Annotated in this window: 11 protein-coding genes and 5 tRNA genes; all 16 read right to left on the minus strand. The window is 41.1% G+C overall.

The genetic code is table 11. From position 1 onward, the window contains the following. Positions 1-14 precede the first annotated feature (14 nt). Entirely contained in the window at positions 15-3,824 is a 3,810-nt protein-coding gene (gene rpoB / locus GWK08_RS02515; protein ID WP_163605332.1) for a DNA-directed RNA polymerase subunit beta, read from the minus strand. Between the two features lie 133 nt (positions 3,825-3,957). After that, positions 3,958-4,335, minus strand: coding sequence for a 50S ribosomal protein L7/L12 (gene rplL / locus GWK08_RS02520; protein ID WP_163605333.1), 378 nt, complete (start codon positions 4,333-4,335; stop codon positions 3,958-3,960). A 50-nt stretch (positions 4,336-4,385) separates the two neighbouring features. Beyond that, on the minus strand, positions 4,386-4,901 hold the full coding sequence (rplJ, locus tag GWK08_RS02525; RefSeq protein WP_163605334.1) for a 50S ribosomal protein L10: 516 nt from the start codon (positions 4,899-4,901) through the stop codon (positions 4,386-4,388). 22 nt (positions 4,902-4,923) lie between these two features. Further along, the gene (rplA, locus tag GWK08_RS02530; protein WP_163605335.1) at positions 4,924-5,613 is read right to left on the minus strand and encodes a 50S ribosomal protein L1; all 690 of its coding nucleotides are present in this window, start codon (positions 5,611-5,613) and stop codon (positions 4,924-4,926) included. A 19-nt stretch (positions 5,614-5,632) separates the two neighbouring features. Then, on the minus strand, positions 5,633-6,070 hold the full coding sequence (gene rplK / locus GWK08_RS02535) for a 50S ribosomal protein L11 (protein ID WP_163605336.1): 438 nt from the start codon (positions 6,068-6,070) through the stop codon (positions 5,633-5,635). Positions 6,071-6,139: 69 nt separating this feature from the next. After that, entirely contained in the window at positions 6,140-6,691 is a 552-nt protein-coding gene (nusG, locus tag GWK08_RS02540) for a transcription termination/antitermination protein NusG (protein WP_163605337.1), read from the minus strand. Between the two features lie 19 nt (positions 6,692-6,710). Next, a complete protein-coding gene (gene secE / locus GWK08_RS02545) occupies positions 6,711-6,902 on the minus strand; it encodes a preprotein translocase subunit SecE (protein ID WP_163605338.1) in 192 nt (63 codons plus the stop codon). Positions 6,903-6,992: 90 nt separating this feature from the next. Next, positions 6,993-7,065: transfer RNA gene (locus GWK08_RS02550), tRNA-Trp, on the minus strand. A gap of 53 nt (positions 7,066-7,118) precedes the next feature. After that, a complete protein-coding gene (gene tuf, locus GWK08_RS02555; protein WP_163605339.1) occupies positions 7,119-8,306 on the minus strand; it encodes an elongation factor Tu in 1,188 nt (395 codons plus the stop codon). 57 nt (positions 8,307-8,363) lie between these two features. Beyond that, positions 8,364-8,435 (minus strand) — tRNA-Thr (locus GWK08_RS02560). A gap of 5 nt (positions 8,436-8,440) precedes the next feature. Continuing rightward, positions 8,441-8,513 (minus strand) — tRNA-Gly (locus tag GWK08_RS02565). A gap of 545 nt (positions 8,514-9,058) precedes the next feature. Further along, positions 9,059-9,141 (minus strand) — tRNA-Tyr (locus GWK08_RS02570). 28 nt (positions 9,142-9,169) lie between these two features. Further along, positions 9,170-9,243 (minus strand) — tRNA-Thr (locus tag GWK08_RS02575). Positions 9,244-9,334: 91 nt separating this feature from the next. After that, positions 9,335-9,637: a ribosome hibernation-promoting factor, HPF/YfiA family gene (gene hpf / locus GWK08_RS02580; RefSeq protein ID WP_163605340.1), complete on the minus strand. Its 303-nt coding sequence runs from the start codon at positions 9,635-9,637 to the stop codon at positions 9,335-9,337. 32 nt (positions 9,638-9,669) lie between these two features. Then, positions 9,670-10,566 (minus strand): tyrosine recombinase XerC, encoded by an 897-nt coding sequence (locus GWK08_RS02585; RefSeq protein WP_163605341.1) that lies wholly within the window; start codon positions 10,564-10,566, stop codon positions 9,670-9,672. A 175-nt stretch (positions 10,567-10,741) separates the two neighbouring features. After that, positions 10,742-18,073, minus strand: coding sequence for a zinc-dependent metalloprotease (locus GWK08_RS02590; protein WP_163605342.1), 7,332 nt, complete (start codon positions 18,071-18,073; stop codon positions 10,742-10,744). Positions 18,074-18,492: the final 419 nt, after the last annotated feature.

Below are 18,492 nucleotides of genomic sequence, written 5' to 3' on the forward strand. Positions count from 1 at the left end.
AGCTCCACTGCCTTTTATTCTTCCAATCTGATATCTAAACCTAGACCTTTAAGTTCGTGCATCAATACGTTAAATGATTCCGGTAATCCGGGATCCGGCATTGTTTCACCCTTAACAATAGACTCGTAAGTCTTGGCCCTACCTATCACATCATCAGATTTTACGGTCAGGATCTCTCTCAGTGTACTGGATGCTCCATAAGCCTCTAGTGCCCATACCTCCATCTCACCGAAACGCTGACCTCCGAATTGTGCTTTACCACCAAGTGGCTGTTGCGTGATCAGAGAGTAAGGTCCGATAGAACGTGCGTGCATCTTATCATCTACCATGTGGCCCAGTTTCAGCATGTAGATCACACCAACGGTTGCCGGCTGATCAAAACGCTCTCCTGTTCCTCCGTCAAACAGATACGTATGTCCGAATCTCGGGATCCCTGCATCATCGGTCAGTTTGTTGATCTCTTCAAGAGAAGCTCCGTCAAAAATTGGCGTAGCGAACTTCTTACCGAGATTAAGACCGGCCCAACCAAGTACTGTTTCGTATATCTGCCCGATGTTCATACGCGATGGTACACCAAGTGGGTTCAATACGATATCTACAGGAGTTCCGTCTTCAAGGAAAGGCATATCTTCCTCTCTAACGATACGGGCAACAATACCTTTGTTACCGTGACGTCCCGCCATCTTATCTCCTACCTTAAGCTTACGTTTCTTAGCGATATAAACCTTGGCAAGTTTGATGATTCCGGCAGGTAGCTCATCACCGACAGAGATCGTAAATTTATCTCTTCGCAATGCTCCCTGAAGATCGTTTAACTTGATCTTGTAATTGTGTAAAAGGTCTGCAACCAGTGTATTTGTATGATCATCTGTTGTCCAGCTTCCACCCACCAGGTGAGCAAAATCGTCAACAGCATGAAGCATTTTAAGTGTGTATTTCTTTCCTTTCGGAAGGATCTCTTCTCCAAGATCGTTCAGAACTCCCTGAGAAGTCTTTCCGTTGATCAGAGAGAAAAGCTTTTCGATAAGGACATTTTTAAGATCCTCAAACTTGTTGTTGTATTCCATTTCAAGTTTGGTAATATCTTCTTTATCCTTAGCTCTTTTACGCTTGTCTTTTATAGCTCTTGAGAACAGTTTCTTATCGATCACTACTCCTCTTAATGAAGGAGAAGCTTTCAGGGAAGCGTCTTTTACGTCGCCTGCCTTATCCCCGAATATAGCTCGAAGTAATTTTTCTTCCGGCGTAGGATCAGACTCTCCCTTAGGAGTGATCTTACCGATAAGGATATCTCCCGGTTTTACTTCGGCACCGATCCTGATCATACCATTCTCATCAAGATCTTTAGTTGCTTCTTCGGAAACATTAGGAATATCATTAGTCAATTCCTCAGCTCCCAGTTTTGTATCTCTAACTTCAAGAGAGTACTCATCGATATGGATAGAAGTAAAGATATCTTCTCTTACCACTTTTTCCGAGATCACGATCGCATCCTCAAAGTTATATCCTTTCCAGGGCATAAAGGCCACCTGCAGGTTTCTACCCAGGGCAAGTTCTCCTTTCTGAGTAGCATAACCTTCACAAAGTACCTGTCCTTTAGCAACCCTGTCTCCTTTCTGTACGATAGGTTTAAGGTTGATGGAAGTACCCTGGTTTGTTTTTCTGAATTTAATCAACTCATAAGTCTTGGAATCATCTTCAAAGCTTACCAATCTGTCTTCTTCGGTCCTGTCGTATTTGATGATAATTTTATTAGCATCAACATACTCAACAACACCGTTTCCTTCTGCATTGATAAGTACTCTCGAATCCGAAGCCACCTGGCGCTCCAATCCTGTTCCTACAATCGGCGAATCAGGACGTAACAGCGGTACGGCCTGACGCATCATGTTAGATCCCATCAGGGCACGGTTCGCATCATCGTGCTCAAGGAAAGGAATCAGGGATGCAGAGATAGATGCTATCTGGTTAGGAGCAACATCGGTATAATGTACCTGAGTTGGCTCTACTACCGGGAAGTCACCTTCTTCTCTGGCAATAACCTTATCTGTAGATATGGTTCCGTCATTTGTTAACGGGATATTCGCCTGAGCGATCAGTTTTTCTTCTTCTTCCTCCGCGCTCAGATAAATAATCTCATTCAGGTCTACCTTTCCTTCTTCTACCTTGCGATACGGAGTTTCGATGAATCCCATATTGTTCACTTTTGCAAACACTCCAAGAGAAGAGATCAAACCGATGTTCGGTCCTTCAGGAGTCTCGATCGGACATAAACGCCCGTAATGCGTGTAGTGAACGTCACGAACCTCGAATCCTGCTCTTTCTCTGGAAAGACCTCCAGGCCCCAGTGCAGAAAGGCGACGTTTGTGCGTAATCTCGGCTAACGGATTCGTCTGATCCATAAACTGAGATAACTGGTTCGTACCGAAGAAGGAGTTAATTACCGATGACAATGTTTTTGCATTGATCAGGTCGATAGGAGTAAATACCTCATTATCGCGAACGTTCATACGCTCCCTGATGGTTCTTGCCATACGGGCAAGACCTACACCGAACTGAGCAGAAAGCTGCTCTCCTACGGTACGTACACGTCTGTTAGATAAGTGATCAATATCATCGATCTCTGCTTTAGAGTTGATAAGTTCGATCAGATATTTAACAATCGTGATTATATCTTCTTTTGTCAGCACCTGCTTATCCATATCGATATTCAGGCCTAACTTTTTGTTCATTCTATAACGACCTACTTCTCCCAGGTTATAACGCTGGTCGGAGAAGAACAACTTGTCGATAATACCTCTTGCCGTTTCTTCATCCGGCGGTTCGGCATTACGAAGCTGACGGTAAATGTGTTCTACCGCTTCCTTTTCGGAGTTGGTCGGATCTTTTTGTAATGTATTGTGGATGATGGCATAGTCTCCAGACTGATTCTCCTCCTTGTGTACAAGGATCGTTTTTACGTCTGCGTCTAATATCTCATCAAGATGTTCCTTTTCAAGGACTGTGTCCCTGTCTAAAACAATTTCGTTACGCTCAATAGAAACCACCTCTCCTGTATCCTCATCAACGAAATCTTCATGCCATGTGTTCAAAACACGCGCTGCAAGTTTTCTTCCGAGAACTTTCTTCAATCCGCTTTTGGAAACTTTTATTTCCTCGGCAAGATCAAAGATCTCTAAAATGTCCTTATCTCTTTCAAACCCGATCGCTCTGAATAGTGTAGTAACCGGTAATTTTTTCTTTCTATCAATATAAGCGTACATTACGCTATTGATATCTGTTGCAAATTCAATCCAGGAACCTTTAAACGGGATTACCCTGGCCGAATATAATTTTGTTCCGTTAGCGTGGAATGATTGTCCGAAGAATACTCCGGGAGAACGGTGTAACTGAGAAACTACAACACGTTCCGCACCATTTATTACGAAAGTACCGCTAGGAGTCATATAAGGGATAGTACCCAGGTATACATCCTGAACGATAGTTTCAAAATCCTCGTGTTCCGGGTCTGTACAATAGAGTTTTAATCTTGCTTTAAGAGGCACACTGTATGTAAGTCCTCTTTCAATACACTCCTGGATGGTATATCTCGGAGGATCGACAAAATAATCTAGGAACTCTAAAACAAATTGATTACGTGAATCTGTGATCGGGAAGTTTTCCATGAAGGTGTTGTAAAGACCTTCATCACCTCTTTCCTCTGGTTTTGTCTCTAACTGGAAGAAATCCTGGAAGGATTTAATCTGAATATCCAGAAAATCGGGATATTCCGGTGTATTCTTTGCAGAGGCAAAATTTAATCTTACAGTCTGATTTGTGAACATCAATGGACGAAATTTTGATTAAAATAAAAAATAAACCGTATAAAACCGTATAATATGTTTATATACGCAAAAGGGTTTAGGCCTTAAGGATACCTTCCTAAGACCTAAACCAAGTTTTTAAAGCCTGGCGAGCTTACTTAAGCTCAACCTCAGCACCAGCTTCTTCTAAAGACTTCTTAAGACCTTCAGCCTCATCTTTAGAAACGCCTTCTTTGATAGCTTTAGGAGCGCTATCTACTATGTCTTTAGCATCTTTAAGTCCTAAACCAGTAAGTTCTTTTACTAATTTAACTACTGCAAGTTTAGAACCACCTGCTGCTTTAAGGATTACGTCGAATTCTGTTTTCTCCTCAGCGGCTTCACCACCTCCGGCAGCAGCACCTCCAGCAACAGCAACAGCTGCAGCAGCAGGCTCAATCCCGTACTCCTCTTTTAATATATCAGCTAACTCGTTAACTTCTTTTACTGTTAAGTTAACTAATTGTTCTGCAAAATCTTTTAAATCTGCCATTTTCTATCGTTTTAAAATTTTAAAATATAATTTGTTAAGTGCGTACTATTTTACTTTTCAGATAAAGTCTTAAGGACTCCTGCAAGTTTACCTCCACTCGATTTAAGAGCAGAAACAACATTTTTAGCAGGCGATTGTAACAATCCGATGATATCCCCAATAACTTCTTCTTTGGATTTGATATTCACCAAAGTTTCCAGTTGGTCTTCACCAATAAAGATGGCTTCTTCAACAAAAGCACCTTTTAAAACAGGCTTTTCAGCTTTCTTTCTGAAATCTTTGATCAATTTTGCCGGAGCATTACCAGTTTCAGAGATCATCAAAGATGTATTCCCTTTAAGTATAGTTGGTAATTCGCCAAAATCCTTCTCTGAAGCTTCCATTGCTTTAGCAAGCAATGTATTCTTTACAACTGCAAGTTTGATATTTGCTTTAAAACAAGCCCTTCTTAGATCTGAAGTCTTCTGAGCATTCAATCCTGAAATATCAGCTAAATAAATAGTTGAACTTTCAGCTAACTGTGCAGTTAAATTTTCTATTACTGTTGATTTCTCTTCTCTAGTCATGATTAAAATAATTAACTACCAATTAACCTACTTTAGGATCTATCTGAACACTCGGGCTCATTGTACTGGACATATAAATGCTCTTTATATAAGTACCCTTTGCCGCTGTAGGTTTTAATCTGATTAAGGTTTGAATAAGTTCTTGTGCATTTCCTGCAATCTTATCGGCAGTGAAAGACGATTTACCAATTCCAGCATGAACGATACCGGTCTTATCTACTTTAAAGTCGATCTTACCAGCTTTTACTTCAGATACCGCCTTGGCAATATCCATAGTTACCGTACCTGTTTTTGGGTTAGGCATTAAACCTCTCGGACCTAAAACTCTACCTAGAGGTCCCAGTTTACCCATTACACTTGGCATAGTGATAATCACATCAACATCTGTCCATCCGCCTTTAATTTTCTGCAGATACTCGTCTAACCCTACATAATCAGCTCCAGCTTCTTTAGCTTCAGCTTCTTTATCCGGGGTTACCAGCGCTAAAACTTTTACATCTTTTCCGGTACCATGAGGAAGTGTTACAACCCCTCTTACCATCTGATTTGCTTTACGCGGATCAACTCCTAAACGCACAGCTAAATCTACAGATGCATCAAATTTTACGTTTGTTATTTCTTTTACTAAAGCAGAAGCCTCATCAACGGAATAGAGTTTGTTCTTATCTATTTTAGCTAAAGCTTCTTTTTGCTTTTTTGTTAATCTTGCCATTTTCTGATTCTTTTAAGATTTAAAAAGGCTTTTCACCTGTAACCGTTAATCCCATTGATCTAGCAGTACCTGCAACCATGCTCATAGCTGATTCTACGGTAAATGCATTTAGATCCTGCATTTTGTCTTCTGCAATAGTTCTAACCTGATCCCAAGTTACTTTTGCTACTTTTCTTCGGTTTGGCTCTCCGGATCCTTTTTTAATCTTAGCCGCTTCCATAAGCTGAACTGCCGCTGGCGGTGTCTTCACAACAAAGTCGAATGACTTATCTGTGTATACGGTGATAACAACTGGTAAAACCTTACCTGGTTTGTCCTGTGTACGTGCATTAAACTGCTTACAGAACTCCATGATGTTAACTCCGGCAGCACCTAAAGCGGGTCCAACCGGTGGCGATGGATTCGCAGCACCTCCCCTAACTTGTAGTTTAACTACTTTACTTACTTCTTTTGCCATTGTTTTAATTTAGTTTTGAAATGCTTCAAATCTGGAAGCTGAAGCACTCCTCTTTTATATGTAACAGTTCTAAATTTTCTCTACTTGCATATAGCTCAATTCTAATGGAGTCTTTCTTCCGAAGATCTTTACCATTACCTCGAGCTTGCGTTTTTCCTCGTTGATCTTTTCAACCGTTCCGTTAAAACCGTTAAAAGGTCCATCTATTACCTTAACAGTTTCTCCAAGAACAAAAGGAATAGCCACATTATCAGTTTTTACAGAAAGCTCATCAACTTTTCCTAGCATTCTGTTTACTTCTGCTTTTCTAAGTGGCACAGGGTCTCCCCCTTTTACTTCACCAAGAAAACCGATAACACCGGTTATCGATTTAATGATGTGTACTATCTCTCCGCCCAAATTCGCTTTTACCATCACATAACCAGGAAAATAAACTCTTTCCTTGTTAATTTTCTTTCCGTTGCGAACCTGAACAACTTTTTCGGTAGGCACAAGTACTTCATCCACGTAATCTGAAAAACCAAGGCGAGCAATTTCATTTTCAATGTATGTCTTCACCTTATTTTCCTGACCGCTTACAGCCCTAACCACATACCAATTTTTCACTAACGCTTCTGCCATTACCCTTAATTCGTATTAGTTAACCTATTAAATCGAAATAGAGACTGATAAGTTTCTGAAAACCTGTATCCACACCCCAAATAGCCAAAGAGAATATAATAGAAAACACAGCTACAACCACCATAAGGTTTTGACCTTCCGCCCATGACGGCCAGGTTACATTAGCCCTTAATTCTTCATATGATTCTCTGATGTATCTAATTATTCCCATATTTCTTGTCTTTGTACGGAGAGGGATTTCCCATCTCCTACCGGGTTAAACTTTTTGTTCGACCCATATTTTAATCTTAATCTCTAATTGCACGGGAGGAGAGACTCGAACTCCCGACACCTGGTTTTGGAGACCAGTGCTCTACCAACTGAGCTACACCCGTATTTAAAAGCATCCCGCCTTACGCGGGATACTTTATATATAATGACTATATAATTAGTCTAAAATTTCAGTTACCTGACCAGCACCTACTGTTCTACCACCTTCACGGATAGCGAAACGTAGTCCTACGTTCAATGCGATCGGGCTTAAAAGATCTACAGTAATAGTAAGGTTATCACCAGGCATTACCATCTCAACTCCGTCAGGAAGGTTAATAGTTCCTGTTACGTCAGTTGTACGTACGTAGAACTGAGGACGGTAGTTGTTGTGGAATGGAGTGTGACGTCCACCTTCTTCTTTCTTAAGGATATACACCTCAGCTTTGAATTTAGAGTGTGGAGTTACAGAACCTGGCTTACAGATTACCATTCCTCTTTTGATATCAGATTTTTCAATACCTCTAAGAAGGATACCTACGTTATCTCCAGCTTCACCTCTTTCAAGGATCTTACGGAACATCTCAACCCCTGTAATAGTAGAGCTTAATTTCTCAGCCCCCATACCGATGATATCTACAGCATCTCCAGTGTTAGCAACACCAGTTTCGATACGTCCAGTTGCTACTGTACCACGACCTGTAATTGTAAATACATCTTCAACAGGCATTAAGAAATCCTTATCTACATCTCTCTGAGGTAATTCGATCCAGTTATCAACAGCATCCATTAACTCAACTACAGTATTCACCCACTTCTCTTCACCGTTAAGAGCACCTAGAGCAGATCCAGAAACAACAGGTCCGTTATCTCCGTCATACTCGTAGAAAGAAAGTAATTCTCTTACTTCCATCTCAACAAGCTCTAAAAGCTCTTCATCATCTACCATATCTACTTTATTCAAGAAAACTACAATTCTTGGAACTCCTACCTGACGTCCTAAAAGGATGTGCTCACGAGTTTGTGGCATCGGACCGTCTGTAGCAGCAACAACAAGAATAGCTCCGTCCATCTGTGCAGCACCAGTTACCATGTTCTTAACATAATCGGCGTGACCAGGACAGTCTACGTGTGCGTAGTGACGATTCGCTGTTTGATATTCTACGTGAGAAGTATTAATAGTAATACCTCTTTCCTTTTCTTCAGGAGCGTTATCAATAGTTGAGAAATCTCTCACTTCAGAAAGACCTTTCTCAGCTAACACTTTAGTAATAGCAGCAGTTAAAGTAGTTTTACCGTGATCTACGTGTCCAATAGTACCAATATTTAAGTGCGGTTTGGAACGATCAAAAGTTTCCTTTGCCATGATTTAATTAATTTTAATCTTAGTTATATATTAGTGTTCAAATTTAAGCTAATAATGAGCCAATGACGAGATTTGAACTCGTGACCTCTTCCTTACCAAGGAAACGCTCTACCCCTGAGCTACATCGGCTTTTGAGCGGGAGACGAGGTTCGAACTCGCGACATTCAGCTTGGAAGGCTGACGCTCTACCAACTGAGCTACTCCCGCATTATTTTTCAGATCACCTTACACCTTATTTATTTTGATGTAAAAGCTACATTCAGCATCCTTGTCCAACCTCAAAAGTTGCCTTTCAACCGGCAAACTTTCCTTGTAGTATAAGGACTACCTTACATCTTCACATCTGTTTCGATGTACAAGTCACACTCAGTATCCTTTTATAACCTTAAAAGTTACTTTTCGATCAGCAAACTTTCTTTGTACTATAAGGGATTACCTCACATCTTCACATCTGTTCGATGTACAAGCCACACTCAGTATCCTTTTATAACCTTAAAAGTTACTTTTCAATCAGCAAACTTTCCTTAGTACTAAGGATTACCTTACATCTTCACATCTGCTTCGATGTACAAGCCACACTCAGTATCCTTTTCCAATCTTAAAAGTTACCTTTTAATCAGCAAACTTTCTTTGTATTATAAAGGATTACCTCGTTGCACTCGGTGATCCGTTCGGGTGCCCCCGAACATTAAAGTTTTTCGTCCAAACCTTACAAAAGTGAACTTTTGACGGTTTCTCCTCAAAACTTTATGTGGGGAGAGCAGGATTCGAACCTGCGAAGGTAAAAACCAACAGATTTACAGTCTGTCCTCGTTGGCCGCTTGAGTATCTCCCCGAAACCACTATTTTTAAGAACTTTTTTGAGCCGATAGAGGGACTCGAACCCACGACCTGCTGATTACAAATCAGCTGCTCTAGCCAGCTGAGCTACATCGGCTTACAACAATAAAAAAAGCCCGCTATTTCTAACGGACTGCAAATGTATAGATTTATTTTTTTATTCAAAACATTTTTGAAAAAATTTTGGGCTAAATATGGGCCCTTAATTTTTCCTTTCTTTTCAATAACACTCTTTCCAAAGAATTTGCTGCCGTATCAATACCTTCCTCAAATGTTTTACATTGTTTCTTTACCATAAATTCATCACCTGGAACATGTACTTTAACCTCTACTATTTTATTCTCCTTCACGCTTGTGTTTTGCACTTTCAGGTAAACATCTGAATGAATAACTTTATCGTAAAAATTATCAAGTTTATTCATTCTTTTTTGGATAAAATCAACCAACTTACTATCCACCGTAAAATTTACAGACTGAGTGTTTACTTCCATCTTGTTTGGTTTTAGGTTATACAATTTTTTAATCAAGAGTTACTCTTGTTTCTCGGATGAGCATTCTGGTAGGCCTTCTTTAGCTCGGATATACTGTTATGAGTATAAACCTGTGTAGATGCTAAGCTTGCATGACCTAATAATTCCTTTACCGAGTTTAAGTCTGCACCTTGTGAAAGCATATGAGTTGCAAAAGTATGTCTTAAAATATGCGGACTCTTTTTTGCCTTTGAAGATGCCATACTAAAATAAGTATTTATTACTCTATAAACAAGCGTTTCATATATTTTATTTCCATTTTTAAGCAAAAAAAGGAAATCGCCTGATACCGATGATTCTACCCCCTCCTTATATTCCAGATATTCTTTTATCTTGTCCAAAACCGACGCCAATAAAGGCACTATTCTCTCCTTATTTCTCTTTCCCAGTATCTTAATCGTTCCAGAAGAGAAATCCACATCTTGCATCTTTAGGTTAATCAGTTCGCTTCTCCGCATCCCGGTAGCGTAAAACAGTTCAATTATCAGTTTGTTCCTCCTTCCTTCAAAATCGTCTTTAAAAGGTACGGAAACAAACATGTATTCCATTTCCTGTTCGGAAAAAGGCACCTCCACTTTTTTAGGCACCTTAAGTGCCTTGTGTTTTAAAAGCGGATTCTCATGTATCTGTTCTGTTTTTAGCAGGAATTTATAATAAGCTTTAAGCGATGCTATTTTCCGGTTCACAGACCGATTTGAAATTCCCTGATCCACCAGACTTACGATCCAGCTTCTTATAACAGAATAATTAACCATATCTATTTCTGAGAGTTCATAATGTTCCTTGCAGAAATCCAGGAAAGCGTTCAGATCGGCACTATAGGATACAATGGTATGGGGAGAATATTTTTTCTCCAGCTGAAGATAATCCAAAAACGCTTTAAAAGGCATAGAAAACCGTTATATAACAAAGTTAATAAACTTTATACAGCATATCTAAAAAGTAACAATACAAGCTTTATTTCTTTTCAAAAAGAAAGAGGCCGCCCACCGGGCAGCCTCTTCACAAGCCAACTTAACTAACTAAACCTCCTTAACCCCAAAACACGGGTTCGTTTTATAAAGCTTACTGCTTTATAATTTTTCTGGTTACGGTTTTACCATTATTACTGATACGCATAAAGTAAACACCTCTAACCAATTCATTAATATTAATTACAGATTCCCTTCTGTTCAACTCTCCCAGCTTAACCGTTTGTCCAAGGAAGTTAACAATGGAGTAAGTTCCTTTGTTCTGACTGTTCATACGCACAGTCAGGATATCGGTAGCAGGGTTAGGGAAAATGCGGATTTCATCTGATAATATTTCATCTCCTGCACCTAAAACAGAAGGGTCCTGTAACAATGCCGCAACCGGAGCTGCCTCTGTTACATTAAGGGTATAGTCTTCAGCTTCACCCGAAAGACTAAATCCACAGGCCCTCTCCTCTGCAGGTAGAGCGTTATAGGGAGCATAATCTGTCATCCTGATCCTCATTCGGGTATTACCCTCCACAGCATCATCCGGAACGGTAATACTGGCAGAAGCCGTGTTGTTAACAAGATCAAGCGTTAACTGGGTTTCCTCGGTCACTTCAAAAACGCCATTGGCATTCCAGTCAATCCAGGCATAACTTCTCAGATCACCTCTGCTATTTGTGAAATTAAGCGCCAGACTCAGCGTATAACTTTGTCCCTTACTGACATTCGTACTTATATTAGTGAAGTCTCTGTAATGTATATCACTAAATGATGTCCAGGCCGGAGAGTCATTATTAATATCTGCAAAAGTTACATTGGTCATATTAGCTCCCAGGTCTCTGGAACTTGCTTCTCCACTACAGTATACAAGCGGAGGGATCACTCTAACAGAATAATCTTCAGTTTCTCCGAGATATGCCTGCGCACATGCTCTTTCTTCCGAAGATAGTGCATTGTAATCAGCATCTCTTGTAACACGTATACGCATTCTGGTTGCTTCGGCAACAGCATTGTCGGGTGCTTCAATATTCCCTTCCGCGCTACTGAAGTTTTCTGAAAAAGTGAGCTGCGTTTCTTCGGAAGCCTCAAAAACACCATTAGCATTCCAATCTACCCAGGCATAAGCCCTCAGATCTGCATCATTACCTATATTAATACGATTTACTGCTAATTTAAGCTTGTAACTTCTTCCTTTTCTGATATCGGTACTCACCGCGGTATAATCTCTGTAACCGGGATCGGCAAAAGCCGTCCATACCGGAGAATCATTATTAATATCCCCGAACTGTACATTGGTCATATTAGTACCCAGGTTAACCACGGTCGCATCACAGTAATCCAAAGGAAGGAGAATATTTACCGAATAATCTTCAGTTTCTCCCAAATGCGTATTACCACAGGGCCTGTCTTCCGCGGACAGATCATTATATCTATCGCTATTGGTCATCCTCAAACGCATTCTTGTTTTCCCTTCCACGGCATCATCCGGAACAGTAATAGTTGCTGTTGCCAGGCCGAAATCGGGAGATATCGCAAGCTGGGTTTCTTCCGCCGGTTCAAAAGTGCCGTTGGCATTCCAGTCTATCCAGGCATAACTCCTCACTCTTTCGCGGCCACTTATATTGTTACCTCCCAGAGTCAGGGTAAGGTTATAGGTATTCCCTCTTCTGACATCGGTACTTATAGCAGTAAAGTCGTTATACACTTTATCAGAATCGTTTCTTTGCCTGTCGGGAGAGTCGTTATCAATACCCGCGAACTGAACATTGGTCATATTGATCTGCAAAATATTCACAGTACTCTCTCCGTCGCAATAGGTCAGAGCAGGCCTGATGTTTAATGTATAATCTTCCGTCTCCCCTCCTAAAGCAAAACCACAAGCTCTTTCCTCTGCAGGAAGTGCATTGTAATCTTCATCTATTGTAATTCTGATACGCATGCGGGCACTTCCCTCCTGAGCATTTTCCGGAACCGTAATAAAAGCTGTAGCCTCAGAATAATCTGCAGAGAATTCTAACTGTGTTTCTTCCGAAGGTTCGAAAAGACCATTGGAATTCCAGTCCACCCAGGCATAACTCCTGAGCTTTTGCCTGCCGATAACGTTAAAAAAGTCCAGCGTCAGGGAAAGTCTGTATTCCCTTCCTTTTCTCACATCGGTTTCCACATCGGTAAAATCTCTGTAATGAGTATCATTATAAGAAGTCCATGCCGGAGAATCATTATTAATATCTGCAAATGTCACATTTACCATATTGGTCGACAGATCCCTTACAGTTGCTTCTCCGCTACAAAAACTCAGTGGAGGAACGATGGTAACCGTATAATCTTCAACTTCTCCCCCCAAAGCATAACCACAGGGCCTTTCATCTGCAGGTAAAAGATTATATCCGGAATCACTTGCGGTTCTTATACGCATTCTTGTACTGCCTTCCACAGCGTCGTCCGGCACGGTAATAGATGCTGTTGCTATAGTATTTCCTGCCGATAATACAAGCTGAGTCTCCTCATTTTCTTCAAATATATTATTGGCATTCCAATCTATCCACACATAAGCGATATCGTTCGTCCTACCCACGTTGTCCAGTTCCAGCCTAAGGTCATAAGTATCTCCTTTTCTTATTTCGGTACTTATGCTTGTAAAATCCCTGTAATGTATATCGGAAAATGATGTCCACGCCGGAGAATCATTGTCGATATCCACGAACTTAACGTTAGTCATATTAAAACTCAGGTCTCTGGAAGTAGCATCTCCGTCGCAGTAGCGCGTCTCGGTTTCAATAGCTCCGTAAGGCTCTTCCGAATAAGCATAATCTACCAAAGACATTTTATTACCATCTTCGCTTACTTTCAATTGTAGCCAGCCGTAGTGCAGCAAGCCGTCTATAGGGAATCTAACTCCCACAAATGCCTGATTCCCGTTCCATGCCGTATAAGAGGCATTAGAAATATCATGTAAATCAGGATAAGCTCCACCTTTAACAAAATTACTTTCATCATTAATTATTGTTTTCGCAGGGAGAGCACTCAGGTTAAGGCTGGATCCATCGGTAATTGCATCTTTCTCATAAGTTTCCAATTGCATACCCGACCTTGAGGAATTATAAAACAACCCGTAGTCTGCCGTAGCAATACCATTAAGTTGAAATCTCTCAAACTCCTTGGCGGGCGTTACAAAAAGATCTCCCGGTCTGCTGGCAATATCATCCGCTATTCCATAAATCACATTATACGATTGATCGGTATAATGAATCCTGAATGCCATGGCCTGTCCCCGTGGAGAGGATCCCTGGCCGGATGCAAAAGCCGTGCTTTTAAATTCCACAATAATATCCTGAATTGCATCGGTCTTTGCATGCGCAGATGCGGAACCATTAAGCTTTATTTCTGCCGAATCCTGTCCTGTAGTTTCTACGGAAAGATTCAAGCCTGCCGGAATTGTAGTTCCCCGAAGCACATAATGAATTCCTTCGGTCAATGTTCCGGTAGTTGCAAAAGTCTCCCCGTCCAGGGTTATTTTGATCGGATGCAGGCTTCCGTTATTTTCCGTTTTCTCTACGAAAGCTATTCTGTTATAGATGATATTAGCTCCCATATCTCCGGTAGTGATAGGAGCATCGGGATGAGTATTATAAGCCCACTCCAGGAATTCGATGGAGCTTCCGTCTGCTGCAACGCTGGTCCTTAACCATCCGTAGTAAATAGTGTCTTCACTACTTATAAGCTTTACACCAATATAAGCTGTTTTTCCATTCCATGCTGTATAATCAGGACTGGAGATCACATGCAGGTCCGGATAATTACCTCCTGCCACAAAGTTACTTTCGGGCCCGATCACAACACCCTCATTAAGAACCGCAAGGTTTTTAGAGTTAGGAACGGATACCATTTCCCTTTTAAATGCATCTACCTGAAAACTGTTTATGTTCTTATTGTAAAAGATATCGTGAAAGAAGACCCTCTTGGAATTATTATCCGAAGTTTTGTCTACGATCACATCAGGATTCAGGTCCCGGTATATAATACTGTAGGGGTCTCTGAAATCCAGTTTGATCTCTTTTTCCCTTGTTTCAGGAGCAGTTGTAAATATATTTTCGCCCAGACTAACTGTAAATGCACTGTTGTCCAGGTCCAGGTGATTTTCGGCATTTCCGGTTACACTAAGCTCCAGGGTGTTATCATCTTCTACCATAAGCTTTAGCTGTAAGCCTGCAGGCAGGTTGGAAACCGTATAGTCCGTACCCGAGCTCAACACGCCTGTTTTCACGAAAGTGGCCCCGATAACATCTATTTGTAAACTATCTTTAATAGACCCGTCATTGGCAAAAGATTCCCTTAAGGTATCCGTGCCGCAAAAAAGTACAGGATCTTCTATATTTCCGGTGGTGATAGGAGTATCCGGTAATTCGTCATGAGCGTAATCAATAATATCTACATATTCTCCGTTCTCACCTACCTTTACACGAACCCAGATATAGTACCTGAAACGCCCGCTCGCATAATAAAAGCCAAGATAACCTTCCTTACCGGCCCATTCCGTATAATCTTCATTATACAATACTATATCATCGCTGAAAATATCTACGGGAAAAGCAAAGCCTGCATTGGCATCCAGAAGTGTTCCTGCCGTTAATCTTTTTGCATTATTTGATCCGGGCGCCACCGGAATGAACTTCTGATGAAAACTCACCTTCTCTCCAAAACTCCCGGCTCCGATCACGATACTGGATTTAGGAACTGCTCCCCTGTTATCTACTCTAAACGAGAACGCCAGGTTTCCTGCTCCTATGGAAAAGAAGTCATTATCTTTATCTACCCGGCTATTGATCTTCCGGTAAAAATCCCTGGTTCTTTTTGTTCTAAAGTTGAACTCTCTTTCAAAAAGAAGATTCCCTGCATTTTGGGTATCGGTAAAAGCAGTTTCGTTCATTTTAATTTTAGTCACCACAGTTGCCGTATTATCGGGATCCGTATAAGAACCACTGAGATTAAATCTCAAGCGCTTCCCTTCATCCAAAGTAACCACAGAAGAAACACTAACTCCGGCCGGTAAGTCTGTAATGGTGTAATCTGAACTTTGAACCGTACTTTTAAAATTGTTTGACCCTCTCAGGACAAGCTCCATGGATCTCCTGTGCAGAGCTCCGTCATTCGCTGCCGATTCATTAAAATATGTATAGTTCGTATTCAACCAGTTGGTATCGGCACCTGTTGCAAGTTGTGCAGTATTTATAGATTGATCCGGAACTCCCGGGTAAGATGAATCTATCAGCTTAAAGGTCAGTTTGCCGTACTCTGTTTTAAAAACTACGAAACCAACCCATCTGTAAAAGGTCCTGCCCCCATAAGTAAGATAAGTTCCCAGGTACCAGATATCATTGAGATAAGTATCTATATCCGCCTGATTCTGAGAAATAATAAATTTCCAGTATTTCTCTCCGTTACCTGTATCTCCATTATCCACACTCCAGTTGGAAGCAGCGCCTATTTCGGTATTTCTGGGTAATACGGAAGCAATATCCATTCCCGGCTGGGCGCCATTATTATTCAAGACAATACCGGATCTTCCGGTTCCTCCTGTAACAGCCACAAATAAAGAATCGTTCTGAAACTTAAATTCAAGTGCCGAATTCCCGTAGCCCAGATCTGCGCGATCTCTTTGGTAAAAACCGTATCTTTCGCCATCGGAGTTATTGTATAACGGATTCCTGTCTATCAGGAAGTTAAAAGGGTATACATCTATGGCCCTGAACTCGATCCTGAAACCGATATCCGTGGCATTGGCAACATCAGCGGCCAGTTTTCCCTCGAATACAGCATCGGTAAAACCAAGGGTTAAATTATCTACCACATCGGTTGTGGCATGATTTACCGCGGCTCCAAGCAATCTGAACTCAGCCGTTTTCTCGTCCAGCACTTTGATCTCTGCCGTAAGACCTTCCGGTAAATTGCTAAGCTGAAAATGCTCAGGACTCGTAAGTGTACGATTGATAACCGGAGCTGCAAAAGAAGCGTTTTCCAGGAAAATGTTCACTTTGTTTTCCATTACTCCCGTATTAGCATCTCTTTCCTCCCTGAAAATATTGGTTCCGGCTCCAAGTTCACTGGAAACCACCACCCTCGAAATATTTGGCTGAGTGGTATACAGGGTCTCCTGAAGGTTAGCAGCTGAAACTACATTATTTCTCCCTGCAAGAGGACTGTTAAGAACAGCGATCATTACATCTTTTTGCCCTTTTGTAAACATACTTTGGCAGGGAGTATAGTTCATAAATTCGTTTACATTGGTCTCCACACCGCAGGATGAAAAAGTCGCGGTACAATCGGAATCATTCCGGGCTCCGGGATGTTGAAATCCAATGGTGTTTGGAGTATCCCTAATCCCGTCGTCCTTATTACAATTTGACGGGGAATTAATAGACGCAAACGGATCCCAGGTATGTTCCAGCCCCAGCCAGTGCCCCACTTCATGGGTGAAAATATGACGGAACCTTCGGTACCGGATGTCGTTCTCTACCTGATTTGCGATTACCCAATAAGAAAGGGTAATTCCCGTACCCGTTCCACTCGGTATAAGACCATTATCAATATTGGGCGGAAAACCATATCCCGATCCTCCTACAGGATCATCTCCTTCACTAAAGGAATAGGTAGAATGACGGTTTACGATCCAAACGTTTAAATATTTATTTGTAGGCCATTTGGTATCTCTTTTAAGAGCAGCAGAATTGGCCTGACTTGTACCGAATGTCCTGTAATTTACGCTATAGGTTACTCCTGTGGTGGGGTTTCCGTTCGGATCCTTTTGTGCCAGGACCAAACGAATTCCCACATTGGCCTCATCGCTCTTAAACTTGGGCTGTGCCATATCTCTGTACTCCCCCATCATATTCAGGTCTTCATTCACCCGTTTCAGAGCTCGTTTTGCCTGTTCTAATGTGAGTATATTATCGTCATCGCCGTCGTGAACCACATGAAAGACCACCGGAATGGTATATTCCGGGATAGTGGTATAATTAGGATCAACATCGGGATCCAGGGGTATCACCAGCTGATTCAGCTGATTCATATTTTGCTGGATGGTTGCTCTGGCCTGCCCCGTATTCCTTTCGATAAACGCGCTGATCTCCTTCTGGGATTGTTCTATCTGTTGAAGGTACTTTACTCTTTGAGCAGGCGAAAGTGTCTTGTAATATTCATATTTTTTTAAACTGGTCAGGCATTGTTCTGCTTCCAGTTTTTTGATTTCGGATTTTGTCATCGAATCATAATAATCTACCTGTGCATTTACAAAGTTGCAGCAGAGGAAGACAATACCAATAAGGAGGTTAAGTAGTCCGGTTCGGTGCTTTGGTCCGGGGGGAGAAATTGTCAGTTTTATTATCCCCTTCGGAAACGAAAACCTTTTAACAATATTGGTTGTACGTAATTTGGGTCTCATTTTGTTCTGTTTATAGTGTGATGGATAGTGTTAATTGTTAAGCATCAATGCCAATCCCGGTGAAAGAAGTCAATAATCTCCCAGTCCGTTTTCTTTGAATTTTTCAAAGAGAACAGATATAAGAATAGTAAAACGGTATATTTTCCTGGGGTATCTTTAGGTTATATCATGGCTGGAATCTAATTTGATATTCAAATCAGAATATTCAGATCTGATATGGTCATAAAGCTGATGCTGTTCCAAGAAAAAAGACCTTTCCCATAAAATCATTTTTTTCTTTAACCATTGAGTCATCTCATTACTATCTGATCGTGCCTAGGTTGATCGTATAGTATCATTAAAAAATTAACCAGTTAATAAATATTCCGGGTGGAAAGGAAAGTATAAGAAGTATAAAAGTTTAGCAAGGTAAAAGTATC

Origin of the sequence: Leptobacterium flavescens (assembly GCF_010671605.1) — a bacterium.
Classification (GTDB): Bacteria; Bacteroidota; Bacteroidia; order Flavobacteriales; family Flavobacteriaceae; genus Leptobacterium; species Leptobacterium flavescens.

Bases quoted from the DNA above. Each gene is read 5' to 3' on its own strand.
- rplJ (WP_163605334.1), bottom strand. From the start codon at position 4,901: ATGACTAGAGAAGAGAAATCAACAGTAATAGAAAATTTAACTGCACAG.
- secE (WP_163605338.1), bottom strand. From the start codon at position 6,902: ATGGGAATAATTAGATACATCAGAGAATCATATGAAGAATTAAGGGCT.
- rplK (WP_163605336.1), bottom strand. From the start codon at position 6,070: ATGGCAAAAGAAGTAAGTAAAGTAGTTAAACTACAAGTTAGGGGAGGT.
- GWK08_RS02585 (WP_163605341.1), bottom strand. From the start codon at position 10,566: ATGCCTTTTAAAGCGTTTTTGGATTATCTTCAGCTGGAGAAAAAATAT.
- hpf (WP_163605340.1), bottom strand. From the start codon at position 9,637: ATGGAAGTAAACACTCAGTCTGTAAATTTTACGGTGGATAGTAAGTTG.
- tuf (WP_163605339.1), bottom strand. From the start codon at position 8,306: ATGGCAAAGGAAACTTTTGATCGTTCCAAACCGCACTTAAATATTGGT.
- rpoB (WP_163605332.1), bottom strand. From the start codon at position 3,824: ATGTTCACAAATCAGACTGTAAGATTAAATTTTGCCTCTGCAAAGAAT.
- rplL (WP_163605333.1), bottom strand. From the start codon at position 4,335: ATGGCAGATTTAAAAGATTTTGCAGAACAATTAGTTAACTTAACAGTA.
- rplA (WP_163605335.1), bottom strand. From the start codon at position 5,613: ATGGCAAGATTAACAAAAAAGCAAAAAGAAGCTTTAGCTAAAATAGAT.
- nusG (WP_163605337.1), bottom strand. From the start codon at position 6,691: ATGGCAGAAGCGTTAGTGAAAAATTGGTATGTGGTTAGGGCTGTAAGC.
- GWK08_RS02590 (WP_163605342.1), bottom strand. From the start codon at position 18,073: ATGAGACCCAAATTACGTACAACCAATATTGTTAAAAGGTTTTCGTTT.